This window comes from Amycolatopsis bullii (assembly GCF_014654205.1).
GTDB lineage: Bacteria > Actinomycetota > Actinomycetes > Mycobacteriales > Pseudonocardiaceae > Amycolatopsis > Amycolatopsis plumensis.
The window spans coordinates 89,815-105,031 of record NZ_BNAW01000005.1; the positions used below are offsets into that span (position 1 = coordinate 89,815).

At 71.8% G+C, this 15,217-nt stretch carries 14 protein-coding genes; 5 read left to right on the top strand and 9 right to left on the bottom strand.

All coding sequences use genetic code 11. The features are described 5' to 3' along the window. Nucleotides 1-11 precede the first annotated feature (11 nt). Entirely contained in the window at nucleotides 12-311 is a 300-nt protein-coding gene (locus IE317_RS08730; RefSeq protein ID WP_191308055.1) for an EthD family reductase, read from the bottom strand. A gap of 351 nt (nucleotides 312-662) precedes the next feature. On the opposite strand from IE317_RS08730, the gene IE317_RS08735 reads away from it, so the two are divergent. Continuing rightward, a complete protein-coding gene (locus tag IE317_RS08735; RefSeq protein ID WP_191308057.1) occupies nucleotides 663-1,325 on the top strand; it encodes a hypothetical protein in 663 nt (220 codons plus the stop codon). On the opposite strand, the gene IE317_RS08740 is transcribed toward IE317_RS08735, so the two are convergent. From IE317_RS08740 to IE317_RS08755, 4 genes are all read right to left on the bottom strand, one after another. Beyond that, on the bottom strand, nucleotides 1,322-2,830 hold the full coding sequence (locus IE317_RS08740) for a family 43 glycosylhydrolase (protein ID WP_229902561.1): 1,509 nt from the start codon (nucleotides 2,828-2,830) through the stop codon (nucleotides 1,322-1,324). The two genes, IE317_RS08735 and IE317_RS08740, sit on opposite strands and share 4 nt — an antisense overlap. A 262-nt stretch (nucleotides 2,831-3,092) precedes the next feature. Further along, nucleotides 3,093-3,503 carry an STAS domain-containing protein gene (locus tag IE317_RS08745; protein WP_373308999.1) on the bottom strand — a complete coding sequence of 137 codons (411 nt, stop codon included), beginning with the start codon at nucleotides 3,501-3,503 and terminating at the stop codon, nucleotides 3,093-3,095. 374 nt (nucleotides 3,504-3,877) lie between these two features. Continuing rightward, nucleotides 3,878-4,867: an RNA polymerase subunit sigma-70 gene (locus IE317_RS08750; protein WP_191308061.1), complete on the bottom strand. Its 990-nt coding sequence runs from the start codon at nucleotides 4,865-4,867 to the stop codon at nucleotides 3,878-3,880. Nucleotides 4,868-5,034: 167 nt separating this feature from the next. Next, on the bottom strand, nucleotides 5,035-6,027 hold the full coding sequence (locus IE317_RS08755) for a zinc-binding dehydrogenase (protein ID WP_191308063.1): 993 nt from the start codon (nucleotides 6,025-6,027) through the stop codon (nucleotides 5,035-5,037). Nucleotides 6,028-6,229: 202 nt separating this feature from the next. On the opposite strand from IE317_RS08755, the gene IE317_RS08760 reads away from it, so the two are divergent. From IE317_RS08760 to IE317_RS08775, 4 genes are all read left to right on the top strand, one after another. Further along, nucleotides 6,230-6,433: a hypothetical protein gene (locus tag IE317_RS08760; protein WP_191308065.1), complete on the top strand. Its 204-nt coding sequence runs from the start codon at nucleotides 6,230-6,232 to the stop codon at nucleotides 6,431-6,433. Nucleotides 6,434-6,578: 145 nt separating this feature from the next. Beyond that, complete coding sequence (locus IE317_RS08765) at nucleotides 6,579-6,983, top strand: STAS domain-containing protein (protein ID WP_191308067.1); 405 nt, start codon at nucleotides 6,579-6,581, stop codon at nucleotides 6,981-6,983. A gap of 121 nt (nucleotides 6,984-7,104) precedes the next feature. Further along, nucleotides 7,105-7,896, top strand: a complete 792-nt coding sequence (locus tag IE317_RS08770) for a GAF and ANTAR domain-containing protein (protein WP_191308068.1) — start codon at nucleotides 7,105-7,107, stop codon at nucleotides 7,894-7,896. Between the two features lie 198 nt (nucleotides 7,897-8,094). Continuing rightward, nucleotides 8,095-10,770: a glycoside hydrolase family 9 protein gene (locus tag IE317_RS08775; RefSeq protein WP_191308070.1), complete on the top strand. Its 2,676-nt coding sequence runs from the start codon at nucleotides 8,095-8,097 to the stop codon at nucleotides 10,768-10,770. 437 nt (nucleotides 10,771-11,207) lie between these two features. On the opposite strand, the gene IE317_RS08780 is transcribed toward IE317_RS08775, so the two are convergent. The 4 genes from IE317_RS08780 to IE317_RS08795 all read right to left on the bottom strand — a co-directional run bounded on the left by IE317_RS08780 (nucleotide 11,208) and on the right by IE317_RS08795 (nucleotide 15,168). Further along, nucleotides 11,208-12,764 (bottom strand): alpha-L-arabinofuranosidase B, encoded by a 1,557-nt coding sequence (locus tag IE317_RS08780; protein ID WP_191308072.1) that lies wholly within the window; start codon nucleotides 12,762-12,764, stop codon nucleotides 11,208-11,210. Between the two features lie 405 nt (nucleotides 12,765-13,169). Beyond that, nucleotides 13,170-13,517, bottom strand: a complete 348-nt coding sequence (locus IE317_RS08785) for a GreA/GreB family elongation factor (RefSeq protein ID WP_308443391.1) — start codon at nucleotides 13,515-13,517, stop codon at nucleotides 13,170-13,172. A 212-nt stretch (nucleotides 13,518-13,729) separates the two neighbouring features. Then, nucleotides 13,730-13,909, bottom strand: coding sequence for a hypothetical protein (locus IE317_RS08790; RefSeq protein WP_191308506.1), 180 nt, complete (start codon nucleotides 13,907-13,909; stop codon nucleotides 13,730-13,732). Then, nucleotides 13,906-15,168 carry an NAD(P)/FAD-dependent oxidoreductase gene (locus tag IE317_RS08795; RefSeq protein ID WP_191308073.1) on the bottom strand — a complete coding sequence of 421 codons (1,263 nt, stop codon included), beginning with the start codon at nucleotides 15,166-15,168 and terminating at the stop codon, nucleotides 13,906-13,908. The genes IE317_RS08790 and IE317_RS08795 overlap by 4 nt, the downstream gene beginning before the upstream one ends. Between the last annotated feature and the right edge of the window lie 49 nt (nucleotides 15,169-15,217).

Consider the following 15,217-nt stretch of genomic DNA (forward strand, 5'->3'; position numbering starts at 1 on the left):
GGCCCCCGCCCTCAGCCGAGCGGGTAGTGGATCAGCTCGGCGCCGCCGGTGGCGTAGTTCGGCACATCGGCGGCGACCGCCTTGCCCTCCTCCGAGCCGAGCGCCCGGGCCATGGCCTCGGCGGACTCGAAGTCGGCGTGGAAGACCGCGAAGTACTTGCTCTCCCCGCGGACGGCGGCCACGTCGAAGGAGTACTGGAACTGCACAAGGCCGGGGAGTTTCGCCGCCAGCGGCAGGTGCGTGCCGACGTAGTAGTCGCGGAAGTGGGCTTCGTCGGCGGGCGGCGGGTACAGCACGGTGAGCCGGTGCATCGGGGTCCTCTCTCGGCCGGGTCGGCGGCGGTCTCCCCCAGCCTCGCACACCCGGGGCACTCGGTGCCGGTCATGCCGAGTCCTCCTCCGTGGCCGAGGCGAACCGGCGGAACGCCGCGAGCAATTCCGGCAGCGACCGCACATCGCAGGACGCCTCGAAACTCGCTCCTGGAGCACGTGCGGCCGCGTGTCGCGGATCGCTCGGCGGCGCCCCGTGCTGCTGCTCCGCCACCTGAAGGCGATGGCGACCACCGAGGTCGAGCTGCCCGGGGCGAACGCCGGCGGGTCCGCTTGCGAGAGCGATCCGGCGACCTGTGCGACCCGCACCGTCCGTTCTGCTTGGATACCGACGTGACCGTGTACGACCTCGCTCGCCGCCTGCCCGCCGTTCCGGACCTGCGCGCGCTGTGTCGTGCGCTGGCCGCGTTGGACGTCGTGCTGGATCCCGGGAGCGAGGACCGGTACCACGGCTACGACACCGCGTGGGCGCCTGGTGCCGATCTGGCGTCCATGCGGGACGGCGCGGGCAACGAGTACTCCATGATTTTCACCGCCGCGGGCGCGTACGTGCGCGGTTTCGACCACGAGTCGCCGATGAGCCCCTTCGCCACGGACGACGAGCAGCCCTGGCCCGGTGTTCTCGATGCCGTGCCCGAGGTGTTCCGGAACTACGTCGACGAGCCGGCGTTCTGCGACGAGTTCGGCACCCCGTACGTCACGGTGTGCCTGTGGCGTCAGCACGACGATTCCGCGTGGCGGCACGGGGTCGTCGAATTCCCCCGCGAAGGCGACGACGGAGCCGATTGGCTGTTCGCCCTGCTGACCGACCGCACACCCGAGGCCTTCCAGGACTGGGCCAAGGACTACTACGAGACGCCGATCGACCTCGACGCGGTGCGGCACGTCTACGCCGGGCAGCCGTTGACCGCGAGCGTCGTGACCGCGCTGAACTCCGGCACCACCCTGGCCGCCGTCGCTGAGCGCGTCGCCGGCACCGGCTACCCGATGCGCTAGCTGCCCGTCTGGACCAGGCTGAAGTCGTCGACGTTCACCCAGTTGCCCGCGTTCGCGTCGGAGAACACGCCCACCTGGATCGACCCGTTCGTCACCGCGATGTTCGGGACGGTCACCTTCGTCCAGCTCCCGAGTGCCTGGCTGATCGACGCGCTCAGCTCACTCCCCCCGAAGTTCTTCGCGAAGATCGTCGCCTTCTTCTGCCCGCCGCTGCTCTTCACCCACGCCGACAGCGTGTACGTCCCGTTCGGCAGCGAGATGTTCTGATACCGCGAAGCGGTGTACGCCGACGACGAACTCTGCGCGAACGCCCACCGTCCGGTGTGGCCGCCCTGCTTGTTGCCGTTCACGGTCCCGCCGGAGATCGTCCAGCCCGCGAGGTCGTTCTGCGCCACCCGGTCGGCCTCGGCACTCGGGTTGAGGACGTAGTTGTTGCCCCGGCCGACCGCCCACGTGCCCGCGGCCGCGTCGACGGTCCACTGGCTCAGCGAGTGGAACACCGGCGTCGTCCCGGTGAACGTCACCGGCACCCAGTCGTTGTACCCGAGGCCGTTGCCCGCGAAGTCGCTCCAGCGGTCACCACCGAACATCACGAACGAACCCTGCGAACCGGTCACCGTGAACGCCAGGCCCGTCTGGGTCACGTGCGAGAAGTCGGCATCGGTTCCCTGCAGCACAAATTCGGCGGAGTACGGGCCCGTGATGTTCTTCGCGCTGATGCAGTACGTGTGAGAGGCGTTCCAGCCGTGCAGGTCGGAGGAACAGAAGTAGTACGTCCCGGCGTACTTGAACATGATGTTGCCCTCGCGGCCGCCCGCGGAACTGTTGTACACGTTCTTGGCCGCCTCGACCTGCAAGTAGTCCGAAGCCCGCAGCGCCGAGACGTACAGGTGCGACCGGCCGCTCTTGTTGCTGTAGATCAGGTACGCCTTGCCGTCGTCGTCGGTGAAGACCGATTGGTCGCCGGACATGCCGGTGGACACACCGCTGATGCTCGACTGCGTGCCCGCCCGGGTGAACCGGCCGTTCGGCGTGCTGCTCGTGGCGAACACCAAGCCGCTGTCCAGCTGCGAAACCAGCACGTACTTGCCCGTGTTCGGGTTGCGTGCGACCCCGATCCGGCCCACCCAGCCGCCACTCAGCTCACTGCCGGTCAGCGCGTTGCCTTCGAACTTCCAGTTGGCCAGGTCGGTCGACGAGTAGATGGTGATCGCGCTCAGCGACGTGTCCCCGTTCTTCCCCCCGCCCGGGTTGTTGTAGTAGGTGACCGCGCCGTTGTACTTGGCCCCGTACCAGTAGTACGTGCCACCGACCTTCAGCACGCCGCCACCCTGGGAGTAGATCGGGTTCCCCGAGGTGTCCTTCCAGAAGACGTCGTTCTGGATCGTCGCGGCCGCGGCCACGTCGGGAGCGGCCGCCGCGGCGACACCACCGGCGGACGCCAACGCGACCGCCGAGGAAAACAGGAACGCGGCGAATGTCCGCCGGGAATTGTTTTTCCGCACTGCCTGACCTCCGTGGCGAGTACCCTCTTGGCGATTCGTCCGCGCGAAGACCTCGTTGCTCGGGACGGTAAGCGCTTTCTCGCCGCCCTGCGGCCGAAGCGGAAGCCCACGGTAGCACCCGGACGGCGACGGCGAAACCAACCGGGACACGCTTCCCGCGGACGGACCAATTCGATCAAAACCGGGCCATTCCGCGGCACGATTTTCGAAGATTTCCCCGGGCTTTTGAACGTTCACATCGGAAAACGCCGGAGCAGGCGGGCTACGCCGCGCTGGTCCACATCCGTTCGGCCAGCTCCACGAACCGGGCGGAACTCATGGCGTCGAGCGCGGTGGCCAGGTCGGGGTAGGTGTCGAGAGCCGGGCGGGACGCCGTCAGGTCCAGCAGCCGTTCGACGATCCGGTTGCGCCCGGTGACCACCCGGAAGTCGGTCCCGCGCTCGGTCGCGTGGGCTCGCGCGGCCAGCAGCATCGTGACCATGCCCGCGCTCCCGAACGTCACGTCGGTCAGGTCGAGGACGAGCACGTCGGCGGCTTCACCCAGCAATTCGGTCAGGGCGAGCGCCGGCCGCCCCAGCGTCGCCTGGTCGAACTCCCCGGTCAGCGCCAGCACCGGCGGCCCCTGACGGGTTCTCGTGGTGCGAACGCCTGCGGGTGGAGAAAAGGGGGACATGCAGAGGGGTTCCGTTCGTGCGGGCGAAAAACCGGTTCTCAGGCCGGCTCACGGTTTGAACCCCCTGCCCCCGCGAGGAACGAACCAGCGGCCCCGATCATTCCGGCGCCCGGCGGCTGCCGGCGGGCCGGGAACGCGGACGGCCCTCCTACCAGCACTGGGTCCGCCGCGGCGACCTACGTCACAGTGCGCGACGGCCGGGACCCGTCCCGCGCGGCCCGGCTTTCGCCCGCGCCGGGTGACGACCCGGGGACCGGGCGCGGCCACCATCGGATCCGCCGCCGCTGGTCTCCGATCGGCGAGCCGTTCGCTGCCGTCACCGGCGGTCCCGCCCACCGCGCGATGGCCGAAGCGCTGTTCCTCCGCCGCTACGGTCACCGATGCGCGAGCTCCCCGGGAAACCCGAACGTGGTGACCAGCGCCGGGTCGTGGAACTCGACCACGCGGGAGACACCGGTGGCCGTCGCGGTCAGCACCACGATGCCGTGCGCCCGGTGGACGCCGCCGGTGCCGCGGTGGTACACGGCGGCGGCAGGCTGGCCGTTGGCCGTGGTGGCGGTCATCCGCCAGTCGCCCGGCTCGCCCATGACGTACCTGCCGAGCAGGGCGAGGCACGCCACCCGGCCCGCGTACCAGTCGCGGAACGGGGTCGCCTCCAGCGTGGCGTCGGTGCGCAGGACCTGCTCCAGCAGGCCGGCGTCGGAGCGTTCGAACGCCGCGATGTAGCCCTCGAGCAACGCCCGCGCCCGCGGGTCGGCCGGTTCGAGCAGGTCCCCGGCCGGGGGCTCGAGCTCGTCCAGGCGGGCCCTGGCCCGCTGGAGACCGCTCTTCACCGCCGCCGTGGTGGTGCCGAGGATGCGGGCCGTTTCGGGTGCGGTGAACGCCAGCACCTCCCGCAGGATCAGGATCGCGCGCTGCCGGGCCGGCAGGCACTGCAGGCTGACGACCAGCGCGAGCCGCACGGACTCGCGTGCCGCCACGGCCGCCGCCGGATCGCCGACCCAGTGGTCCGGCACCGGCTCCAGCCAGGACACCGCACCCGGCGCGGCCGGGACCGGCGGCCGATCAGGTCCGTCGCAGGGACCGCCCAGCCCCGAGGGCAGCACGCGGTTGCGACGCGGGTCCAGCGCGGTCAGGCAGACGTTGGTCGCGATGGCGTAGAGCCAGGACCGGATCGACGCACGCCCCTCGAAACGGGCGTAGGACCGCCACGCCCGCAGGTAGGTTTCCTGCACCAGGTCCTCGGCGTCGTGCGCCGAGCCGGCCATCCGGTAGCAGTGCGCCAGCAGCTCCCGGCGGTACTCGCCGGTCTCGGCCGCGAACCGGTCCTGGTCGCGGGCCGCCGCGGATTGCCTGCTTGCCATGCGCTGCTCCTCGTTCCCACCGGTCGGCATCCTTCCTCCCGGTAGGACCGGCACACCACGGAAAAGGAATCGAAGCACAGGTCAGCAGGTATCGCGATCACCCATGGCGGGTCGGCGGCGGAGTCGGACGCGGGGCCTCGGAGCCAAGCGCCGCCCGGCCGCCCCGGTCACGGCAGCAGCGCCACCTTGCCGACCGTCGCCCGAGCGGCCAAGTCCGCCAGCGCGCGAGGCCCCTCGGCCAGCTCATAGGCCACCGGTTCCGCCGGACCGACGACCCCGGCCGCGACCAGCGCAGACAGCTCACCCATCACTTCGCCGAAGATCGCGGGCGCGGACCGGATCAGCGTGCCGATGTTCAAGCCGATGACCTGCACCTGGTGCCGGTACACGAGCTCCCAGTTGGTCAGCGACGCTTCCCCGCCCGCGAGGCCGTAGACGACGACCCGCCCGGTGACCGGCTTGGCCGCGGCCAGGCTCGCGGCGAACGCGGCCCCGCCGGCCGACTCCAGCACCAGATCGGCTGCGGCACCGCCGGTCAGGCGCCGCACCTCGGCGGCGAGGTCGCCGTCGCGGGAGTCCAGGACGTGGTCCGCCCCCAGCGCCAGCACGGTCTCGTGCTTGGCCGGCGAGGCGGTGGCGACGACCGTCGCGCCGTAGTGCTTGGCCAGGGTCAGCGCGGCCCGGCCGGTCGCGCCCGCCGCCGCGGGGACGACCACGGTCTCCCCGGCCGCCACCCGGCCGAGCGGCTTGAGCGCGGCGAGCGCGGTGGGCCAGTTCACGGCGAGGCCGAGCGCCTGCTCCGCACGCCACCCGGCCGGTACCGGCATCGCGGCCGCCGCGGGCAGCACGAGGTACTCGGCGAAGGCCCCGTCGCCGACACCGGTGACGTACGTCCCCGGCGCCGGGCCGGTCACCGCCTCACCCGTCGCGACGACCTCGCCCACCGCCTCGAAACCCGTTCGGTACGGCGGCTGCGGACCGTCCCCGAACGTGCCGCAGGCCTTCGAGACGTCGGCGAAGTTGACCCCGGCGGCCACGACCCGGATCAGCACCTCGCCCCGGCCGGGCTCCGGCACGGGGACGCCGGTGATCAGGCGCATGTCCTGCGGCCCCTTCAGGGTGGTCTGTTCCAGGGCGCGCATGGTGGCGGGAATGCTCACGGCTCTCCTTTTTCGGTGGGCTTCGCGGCCGGCTCGGCGGCCGTACCGACAGGAAGACCGCCACCACCGGAGAAAGGAATCGGCCGCCGGGCCACCCGCCGCGGCCGGACCGGCGCCGAGAGTGCGGGCCGTGCCGGGTGGCTCGCGCGTCAAGGGCCGCCGACCTGCGCTGCACCCGGCTGTCGACGGATTGTCGACCGCCGTGGCCACGATCCTCCTCGACAGGGCTCCACACTCCGGGGCACCGAGCAGGAAAGGAGGCGGCGGGCACCCTGGCGCGCTGGCGGGCGGCGTGCTCGCCGAGTCGTTCGGCACCCGCGGCGGCCTCTGGATCTGCGTCGCCCTCGACGGCTGCGCGGCCCTGGTCCTGCTGTGGGTGTCCCGCCGCAGCCGGCGAGCTGGTTGAGTTTCCCGCGGGCTGGGCAGTATGCCCAGCGCGACGCAGCGGTTGAGCCACCAGCCGCCCCCACCGGTTCGGCCCGTCCACCCGCGGGCCGGAAACGCGGGAGGCACGGTGAACCCCCGGCCTCCCGGACAACGAGAGGCCAACCATGCCCGGCATCGCCACCCCCCGCGATCTCGACCCAGGGCACCACGCACGCACGGACATCACCGTGACCACCACGGCGGACGCGTCGATCGTGACGGTCGAGGGTGAACTCGACCTGGCCACCACGCCCCGCCTGCGAGACCAGGTGGACGCCGCTCTGAAGTCACGGCCCACCGCGCTGATCATCGACCTCGACGCGGTCGGGTTCTGCTCCTCCGGCGCTCTGTCCGCCCTGCTGGAAGCCGTCACCAACGCCCACGCCCGCGGAATCCCCTGCGCGATCGTCGCCACCCAGCGGGCCGTGCTCCGCCCGATCAAGCTGCTGCAGCTCGGCCGCGTCCTGCCCGTCCACGCCGACCGCGCGGAGGCCGAAACCTGGCTGGCGCTGGTGGCCCGTCTGCGCTGAGGCCGCGCGTGGCCCGTGCGGTCTTGCCGGGCCCGTGGCGACCTGGCGCCCGGCGGGCTACGTTGGTCGTCGCGATGGTTGAAAAGGCAGCCGTCTTCCACAGCGACTCGGGGAGACCGGCATGAGCAGTGACCAGGACTGGCAGCGTGACAAGGAGCGGTTCGCCGCCGACCTCGAGCCCGTCGCGCCGGGGCCGCTGGCCCACCAGTTCGCCCGGCTGACGCGCACCCTGCTCACCGCCCCGACCGTGGAAGACGTCCTGCAGCGCGTGCTCGAGGCGACCACGGTGATGGTCCCGGCCGCCGAGCTCGCCAGCTTCACCGTGCTCGACACCGAGGGCCACTTCCACACCCCCGCCGAGACCGACGAGGTCGCCACCGAACTCGACCGGCTGCAGTACCGGTTCCGGGAGGGACCCTGCGTCGAGGCCGCCGAGCCCGGCGGCCCGGCCGTGGCGATCGCCCCGGACCTGGCGGCCGAACCGCGCTGGCCTCGCTGGGCCCCGGCCGCCACGCAACTCGGGATGGGCTCCGTCGTCTCCACCGCGCTCATCAGCGGACCGCCCACCGGGGAGTCCCGCGGCGCCCTCAACGTCTACTCCCGCTCCCGGCACGGACTCGACGAAGCCGACCGCGACGTCCTGCTGCTGCTCGCGACGCACGCCTCCCTCGCCCTGGCCGCCACCGACGCCGTCACCCGCGCCGAACTGCAGGCCGCCCACCTGCGCAAAGCCATCGACAGCCGCGACGTGATCGGCCAGGCCAAAGGGATCATCATGGCGCGACGAGGCGTCTCCGCGGACGCCGCGTTCGACGTCCTGAGGCGGACGTCCCAGGACCTCAACGTCAAGCTGGCCGACCTCGCCCGGACGCTCGCCGAGCGGCACGCCGAGATCGACCTCCCCACCCGCTGAGCAGCTCGTGATTCTGTAGGAGCGCTCCCAGAATCGAGCCGCTTCCCCGCCTCCGGGCAACTCCACCGATGCCCCGCGCTACGCCGGACGGCCGCCCCCAAGCCGCCGTTTCGCCTACCTCGGCAAACGGTCCTTTACACCCCTGACCTCCGGTCCTTACCCTCCCTCTGGAAGCGCTCCCAGAACCGAGGAGGCGGAGTGCGCTCGTCAACGACGAAGGCGGCAGCCCAGGCCATCGTGGCGGTGCTCGTGCTCGGCTTGACCCTGGTCGTCACGGGACAGTCCGCCGCCGCGGGGAAGTTCAACTACGGCGAGGCGCTGCAGAAGGCCGTCTGGTTCTACGACGCCCAGCGCTCGGGCAATCTGCCCGCCGACAACCGCGTCTCCTGGCGGGGCCCCTCCGCCCTGAACGACGGCAAGGACGTCGGCCTGGACCTCACCGGCGGCTTCTACGACGCCGGTGACCACGTCAAGTTCGGGCTGCCGTTCGAGTTCAGCATGACCATGCTCGCCTGGGGCGCGCTCGAGAACCGCACGGCCTACCAGAACTCCGGCCAGTGGCCGTACCTGCTGTCGAACCTGCGCTGGGGTGCCGACTGGCTGATCAAGGCGCACCCGCAGCCCGACGTGCTCTACGGCCAGGTCGGCAAGGGCGACGACGACCACAAGTGGTGGGGCCCGGCCGAGACGATGACGATGGCGCGGCCCGCCTACCGCATCGACGACTCCTGCCCCGGCTCCGACCTCGCCGGCGAGGCCGCCGCGCAGCTGGCCGCCGGCTCGATGGTGTTCCAGGGCGGCGACCCGACCTACGCGGCCACCCTGCTCACCCACGCCAAGCAGCTGTACTCGTTCGCCGACAACCACCGGGGCGTCTACTCCAACTGCATCACCGACGCCCAGAGCTTCTACAAGTCCTGGAGCGGCTACCAGGACGAGCTCGTGTGGGGCGCGATCTGGCTCTACAAGGCCACCGGCGACAGCAACTACCTGACGAAGGCGCGCGCCGAGTACGAGAAGCTGGGCACCGAGCCGCAGACCACCACCCGCTCCTACCGCTGGACGCTGGCCTGGGACGACAAGTCCTACGGCGCCTACGTCCTGCTCGCCCAGCTCACCCACGACCCGGAGTACATCGCCGACGCCAACCGCTGGCTGGACTGGTGGACCACCGGCGTCAACGGCCAGCGCGTGCCCTACTCCCCCGGCGGCCAGGCCGTGCTCGACCAGTGGGGCTCGCTGCGGTACGCCGCGAACACCGCTTTCGTCGCGCTCACCTACGCGGACTCGTTGCGCGCCACCGATCCCACGCGCGCCACGACCTACCACGACTTCGGCGTCCGGCAGATCGACTACGCGCTCGGCGACAACCCGCGCGGCGCGAGCTTCGAAGTCGGGTTCGGTGTCAACCCGCCCCGCAACCCGCACCACCGCACCGCGCACGGCTCCTGGGCCGACAACATCAACGAGCCCGCGCAGAGCCGGCACACCCTCTACGGCGCGCTCGTCGGCGGCCCCAGCTCGGCCAACGACTCCTACACCGACGACCGCACCAACTACACCATGAACGAGGTGGCCCTCGACTACAACGCCGGCTTCACCGGTGCGCTGGCTCGCCTCTACGGCGAGTACGGCGGCACGCCGCTGGCCTCCTTCCCGCCGAAGGAAACGCCGGACGGCCCCGAGCTGCTGACGCAGGGTGCCCTGAACCAGCCCGACGGCGGGACGTTCACCGAAGTGAAGGCGTACGTGCTCAACAAGTCGGCGTGGCCGGCCCGCACGTTCACCGGCTCGCTGCGCTACTACTTCACCCTCGACGGTGCCACCACGCCCAGCCAGGTTTCCGTCACCTCGGCCTACAACCAGTGCGACGCGCCGGCCATCCGCCCGTTCTCCGGCGCGGTGTACTACGTCGAGGTGACGTGTTCGGGCGGGGTCGCCCCCGGCGGGCAATCCCGCTACCGCAAGGAAGTGCAGTTCCGGATCAGCAGCACCGGCACCTGGGACCCCGCGAACGACTGGTCGCACACCGGCCTCGCCCCGAGCGGGTCCGCGCCCGCGGACGCCTCGCGGCTGGTGCTCGCCCAGGGTTCCACCGTGGTGTGGGGCACCCCACCGGGACCGTCCACAGTGGATACCACGCCGCCGTCCGCCCCGACCGGGGTCACCGCCACCGCCGGCAGCACCAGCGTCGGTCTCACCTGGACCGCCGCCACCGACGACGTGGGCGTCGCGGGCTACGACGTGCTCGACGCGGCCGGCGCGGCGATCGGCAGCACCACCGGCACTTCCTACCAGGTCACCGGCCTGACGCCCGGCACCGCTTACACGTTCTCGGTCCGCGCCCGGGACGCCGCCGGCAACCTGTCCGCGGCCGGCAGCCCGGTCTCGGTCACCACCACGACCGGCGGCGGCAACCCGGGCACCGGCTCACTCGCCGTCCAGCAGCGCTCCAGCAGCGCCGCCTCCGACAACCAGATCCGCACCAGCCTGCAGATCGTCAACCGGGGCAGCACGCCGGTCGCGCTGAACGGTGTCACCGCGCGCTACTGGTTCACCGGCGACGCCACCAACCCGGGCTACCAGATCTGGTGCGACTACGCGGTGGCCGGCTGCAGCAACGTCACCTTGCGCGTCGTCAAGCTCGTCACCCCACGCCCGGGCGCCGACGCCTACGTGGAGCTCGCCTTCACCGGCGGCACCCTGGCCGCCGGTGCGAACACCGGCGAGGTCCAGATCCGCGTCGCCAAGGCCGACTGGTCCCCCTTGAACCAGGCCGACGACTACAGCTACCGCGCGGCGGCGGCATTCAGCGATCTGGCCACCGCGACCGCCTACCAGTCCGGCACCCTCGCCTGGGGCACCGAACCCTGAGCCGCCGACCCGGCGCGGGCCGACCACCGCGATCCTCGGCCGGGACCTGGCCTTCCGTCGTTCTGTCACCACCGAGCCGGACCGGCGACCAGGCGAACGCCGCTCGACGGACCGGCGCCGGCCGCGCGTCCGGGGTCACCCCGAGCGGCACGGCCGGGAACTGGCCGTAGGGCTGGTTGACCCTGGTGGCACTGTGTCCGCACCGGGCGGGCTTCCGCGCGGTGGTGCGCGGGCGGTGCTGCATCCGACTTCGACGAGTTCTTGCACGTCCCCGCCAGGCCGGCGATTCCGCGCTGTTCGCCCGCCACACGCGGGCGCTGGAACGCATCGCCGCGCTCGCCCGGCCCGAGGGCACGTGAGCCGGCGGCGGTGGAAGCGAGCACGGCCCCCCTGCGGCGCTGCAGGGAAGCCGTGCCCACGGTCGGAGGGATTCCTGGTCAGCTCCAGGGCGTGGCGGTGAGCCAGCTGGTGTCCTGAGCCCACGACGTCGTGGCGTCCCAGGCGTTGCTGCCGCCGTTGCTCGCCACGTACCCGGTGAAGTTGTAGTGGCGGATGTACTTCGCCGGGTAGTTGACCGACTGGAACGAACGCCCGACGCCGCTGTTGCCCGGCGTGGAGCAGAACGTCGCGTCCTGCGCGAAGGCGGTCCCGCCGTCGTCGGCGTTCAACCGCAGCTGGAACGCGTAGTGGCGCAGGAACCGGCCGGGCTGGTCGGCGGACTCGAACGTCAGGCACGAGCTGTTGGCCAGGCCGGCCCGGACGATCCAGGTCGCGTCGGCCTTGAGGGTGGCCGTGCTGGACGCGTCGACGGCGGAGATGACGACCTTGTCGTCGGCGTCGTCGTGGCGCAGGTAGTCGGAGGTGCAGCACGCGGTCGTCGCCTGGAGGGACACCTTGGCGCCGGGGGTGAGGGTGCCCGAGCCGGTCGGGGCGCTGCTGTAGCCGGCCGCGGTGATGTTGGCCTGGACCGCGTTCTCGGTGGCGTCCGACGGGTAGCCCGCGGTCATCACGCCTTCGTAGAAGGTGCCGCGCCCGCCGACACTGTTGTCACCGCCGATGCCGAGGATGATCGCCCCCTGCTTCTTCATCGGGTTGTAGCCGGCGACGTTGGGGCGCACGCCGCTGTAGTAGGTGGACAGGCTGCCCGACTGGGCGTTGCCGCCGCGGATGGCCCACTGGCTCGGGGCGCCCTTGACGATGGCGGTCTGGAAGCGGTTGGTGACCGTCGGGTCGTTCGCGTTGAAGTGCTGGTTCACACCGGAGAACAAGCCGTTCTCCAGGTCGGCCATGATCCAGGGGCCGGCGCCGCTGCCGTAGCCCCAGCCCTTGTTGTTGCCGAAGTAGATGGCCTCCATGGTGCCGTTGCCGTCGTCGTTGCCGCTCGTCTCGGCGTTGCCGTAGTCGAAGCAGCAGCCGCCGTTGTAGTTCGTGCCGTCGAAGATCGCGTACATCCCCTCCGGCTGGTCACCGGTCGCGATGCCGTTGGTGTGGTTGTTGCGGTAGCCGGTACCGGGCGCGACGGAGACGCCGTAGGCCTTGTGGCCGCCGACCGTGACCGGCGCTTCGAAGGCGTTGGCGAGGTTGTCGTTCCCGCCCGCGGCCGGGCCGGGCCAGTACCCCCGGAGCGCCTGCGTGAGGTGGTTGCCCTTGCCGGACTCGTCGTAGATGACCGTGATGACGCAGCTGGTGCCGGCGCAGAAGGAATCCTGCGCGGCGGCGTCGGCGTACCCGCCGGCGCTCAGCACGCCGATGTCCCTGGTCGCGTTGTCGGAGGCGCGCCGCACCTGGTACAGCGGGCCGCTGTAGGCCGCATACAGGGCACGGGTGGTGCTGTGCGCGGCCACGCAGGGGGTGCCGCCCGCGGCGTAGATGTCGCACGGCCCTTGGGCGGCGGCCTGCGAAGTCGTGGCCGTGGCCGTGAGCAGGCCGGCGGCGAGGCTGGTGGTGGTGCCTGCCGCGAAGAGGGCACGGCGGATCCACGATCGTCGGGTCATCGAATCTCCTTAACACGGTGGGGAATGCGCCACCGGACGGGCCGGTGCGCAGTCAGTTCCAGGGGCCGCGACGAGCCAGGTGGTGTCCTCGCGCCGGAGCGAGGTGAGCTTCGCGGTGCCGAACCGGCATTCCGTGCCGAAGTCGATTGCGGCGCAACAGGGACAGCGCAGGCACCATGAACTCCCTTGTTCATCGATGACAGATGTTAGCGCTAACAGTTCAGGTGGCTTGGGACTTCGGCTCAGTTTCGGGATTGAGCCATCACTATCGACGAACACAGCGGGCGCGTCAAGACGCCAGCCGGGCCCGGAGCCGGTCCGCGGATCGTTATGTCCCTTATGGAGCAATTGCCCGCACAGTCCTCAGTGGACGAGCCGGGCCGGACCGGCCGTCCGGAACCACGATCAGCCGGTGACGTTCCGGAAGCGTCCGTAGGGCTCGGCGTCGATCAGGGTGACGCGGACGATCGCACCGTTGGGAACCCGGTAGGCCCGCTGCTCCCCCGGCTCGGCGCCGGCCAGGGCACGGCCGAGCGGGGACTCCGGCGAATAGACCTCGAGCTCGTCCTCGGTCGTTTCGTCGCGCGAGCCGAGCAGGAAGGTCTCGGCCGTGTCCGTGTCGTCGTACCGGACGGTGAGGACCATGCCCGGTTCGGCGATCCCGTCGTCGGGCGGGTCCTCGCCGACGACGGCCTCGCGCAGGATGTCGTCGATCCGGCGGATCCGGGCCAGGCGGTGGCGATCGCGCACCACGCCGTCGGGATCGTCACCGACCGCGGCGTTCCCGGCGCGCAGCAGGTCGGCCCGCTCCCGGAGCAGGCTGCGGTGGGTGTGGGGGGTCAGCCACGGGCGAGCCGAGGTGGTCGTGCGATCTCCTTCCGGAGGGGTTCGAGCTGGGCGTCCGTGGGGGCTGGACGAGTGGGGGAGGGTCCCAGCCCCCACGGACTTCGGAGAGCCCGCGTCGGTCAGCGGGGCTCTGGCTTTCCGGCCGCGCCCGGCGGGAGGGCACCGGCGTCGACGGCGAACCCGGTGGCCGCTTTCAGCAGGAGGTCCTTTTCGATGCGCAGCAACGCGTTTTCGGCGCGCAGCCGGACCAGTTCGCTGCGCTCGCCGGGCGTCAGCGCGGTCGGGTGCACGGCGGTCACCGCAGCGGGTCGAACGGGCGGAGGGCTTCGGGCTGCTTGCCGGTGGTGATGTGCTCGGCGAGCAGGCGCCCGGTGATCGGGCCGTGCGTCAGCCCCCACATGCCGTGCCCGCCGGCGACGAACAACCCCGGCGCGCCCGCCGCGCCGATGACCGGGCGTCCGTCGGGCGTGACGGGACGGGAGCCGACCCAGACGTCCGTGCGCTCCCCCCACCGGATCCCGGTGAGGAAGGGCCGGGCGGAGGCGATGATCGCCTCGACCCGCGCTTCGTCGAGCGGCGCGTCCGGCTTCCGGAACTCCATGGTGCCGGCCACCCGGAGGCCACCGCGGTACGGCGTGCAGGCCACCCGGATGTCCGGGAGGTACACCGGCTCCGGCACCGGGTGGTCCGTCGGCACGGTGAACGAGTAGCCGCGCCCGGCCCGCACCCCGACGGTGACCCCGAACCGCCTGCCGAGCTCGCCCAGCCACGCGCCGGTCGCCAGGACGACGGCGTTGGCCGACAACGTCTGCCCCGCGGCCGACTGCACGGCGACCGCGTGCGGATGCGGGCGCACCGACGTGACGGCGAAGCGGCTGCGGATCGTGCCCCCGCGGCTGACGACCGAACGCGCCAGCGACTCGGCGAACCGGCCCGGGTCCACGTACCGCTGCCCCTCGAGCCGGACGCCGGCCCCGATGCGCGCGCTCACCTGCGGAAACCGCGCGGCGAGCTCGGTGGCGGTGAGCCCGGTCGCGGCGACTTCCTGCCCGGCTTCGCGCAGGCGCCGCAGTTCGGCCAGCAGCCCGGCCGCGTGGCCCGCGGTCTCGAACACCGCCGTGATGGGGGCTTCGACGGTCGGGGCGTCGACCCCGTTCGCGGCGAGGACGTCGAACGCTTCGAGGCATTCCTCGTTGAGCGGGAGGTTGGCCTCGACCGCGCGGGTCCACGACCTGCCGGTGCAGTGCGCGGCGAACCGGGCCAGGAACGCCCACAGCCGGGGGTCCGGGGTCGCCGGAACGTGCAGCGGCGCCTGCCGGTCGAACACCGTCCGGAGCCCGTAGCGCAGCACACCCGGTTCGTTGAGCGGGATGGCGAGCCCGGGCGAAAGCCAGCCGGCGTTGCCCCAGGACGCCCCCGCGGCGATGCCGGCGCGATCGACCACGGTCACCCGGACCCCGCGTTCCTGCAGGAACCACGCGGTCGACAAACCGACCACGCCGGCGCCGATCACGATCACCGAGCGCGGGCCGCCGTCCCACCGGTCGAGTTCGGGCATCAGGTCCTCCGTGGCGCGAGTGGTGCTGGATGCGGCCAGGATGACCCGG

Excerpts from the sequence above, each read along its gene's own strand:
- IE317_RS08730 (WP_191308055.1), bottom strand. The coding sequence starts at position 311 with ATGCACCGGCTCACCGTGCTGTACCCGCCGCCCGCCGACGAAGCCCAC.
- IE317_RS08745 (WP_373308999.1), bottom strand. The coding sequence starts at position 3,503 with ATGTCCCCCTTTTCTCCACCCGCAGGCGTTCGCACCACGAGAACCCGT.
- IE317_RS08750 (WP_191308061.1), bottom strand. The coding sequence starts at position 4,867 with ATGGCAAGCAGGCAATCCGCGGCGGCCCGCGACCAGGACCGGTTCGCG.
- IE317_RS08765 (WP_191308067.1), top strand. The coding sequence starts at position 6,579 with ATGCCCGGCATCGCCACCCCCCGCGATCTCGACCCAGGGCACCACGCA.
- IE317_RS08770 (WP_191308068.1), top strand. The coding sequence starts at position 7,105 with ATGAGCAGTGACCAGGACTGGCAGCGTGACAAGGAGCGGTTCGCCGCC.
- IE317_RS08780 (WP_191308072.1), bottom strand. The coding sequence starts at position 12,764 with ATGACCCGACGATCGTGGATCCGCCGTGCCCTCTTCGCGGCAGGCACC.
- IE317_RS08795 (WP_191308073.1), bottom strand. The coding sequence starts at position 15,168 with ATGCCCGAACTCGACCGGTGGGACGGCGGCCCGCGCTCGGTGATCGTG.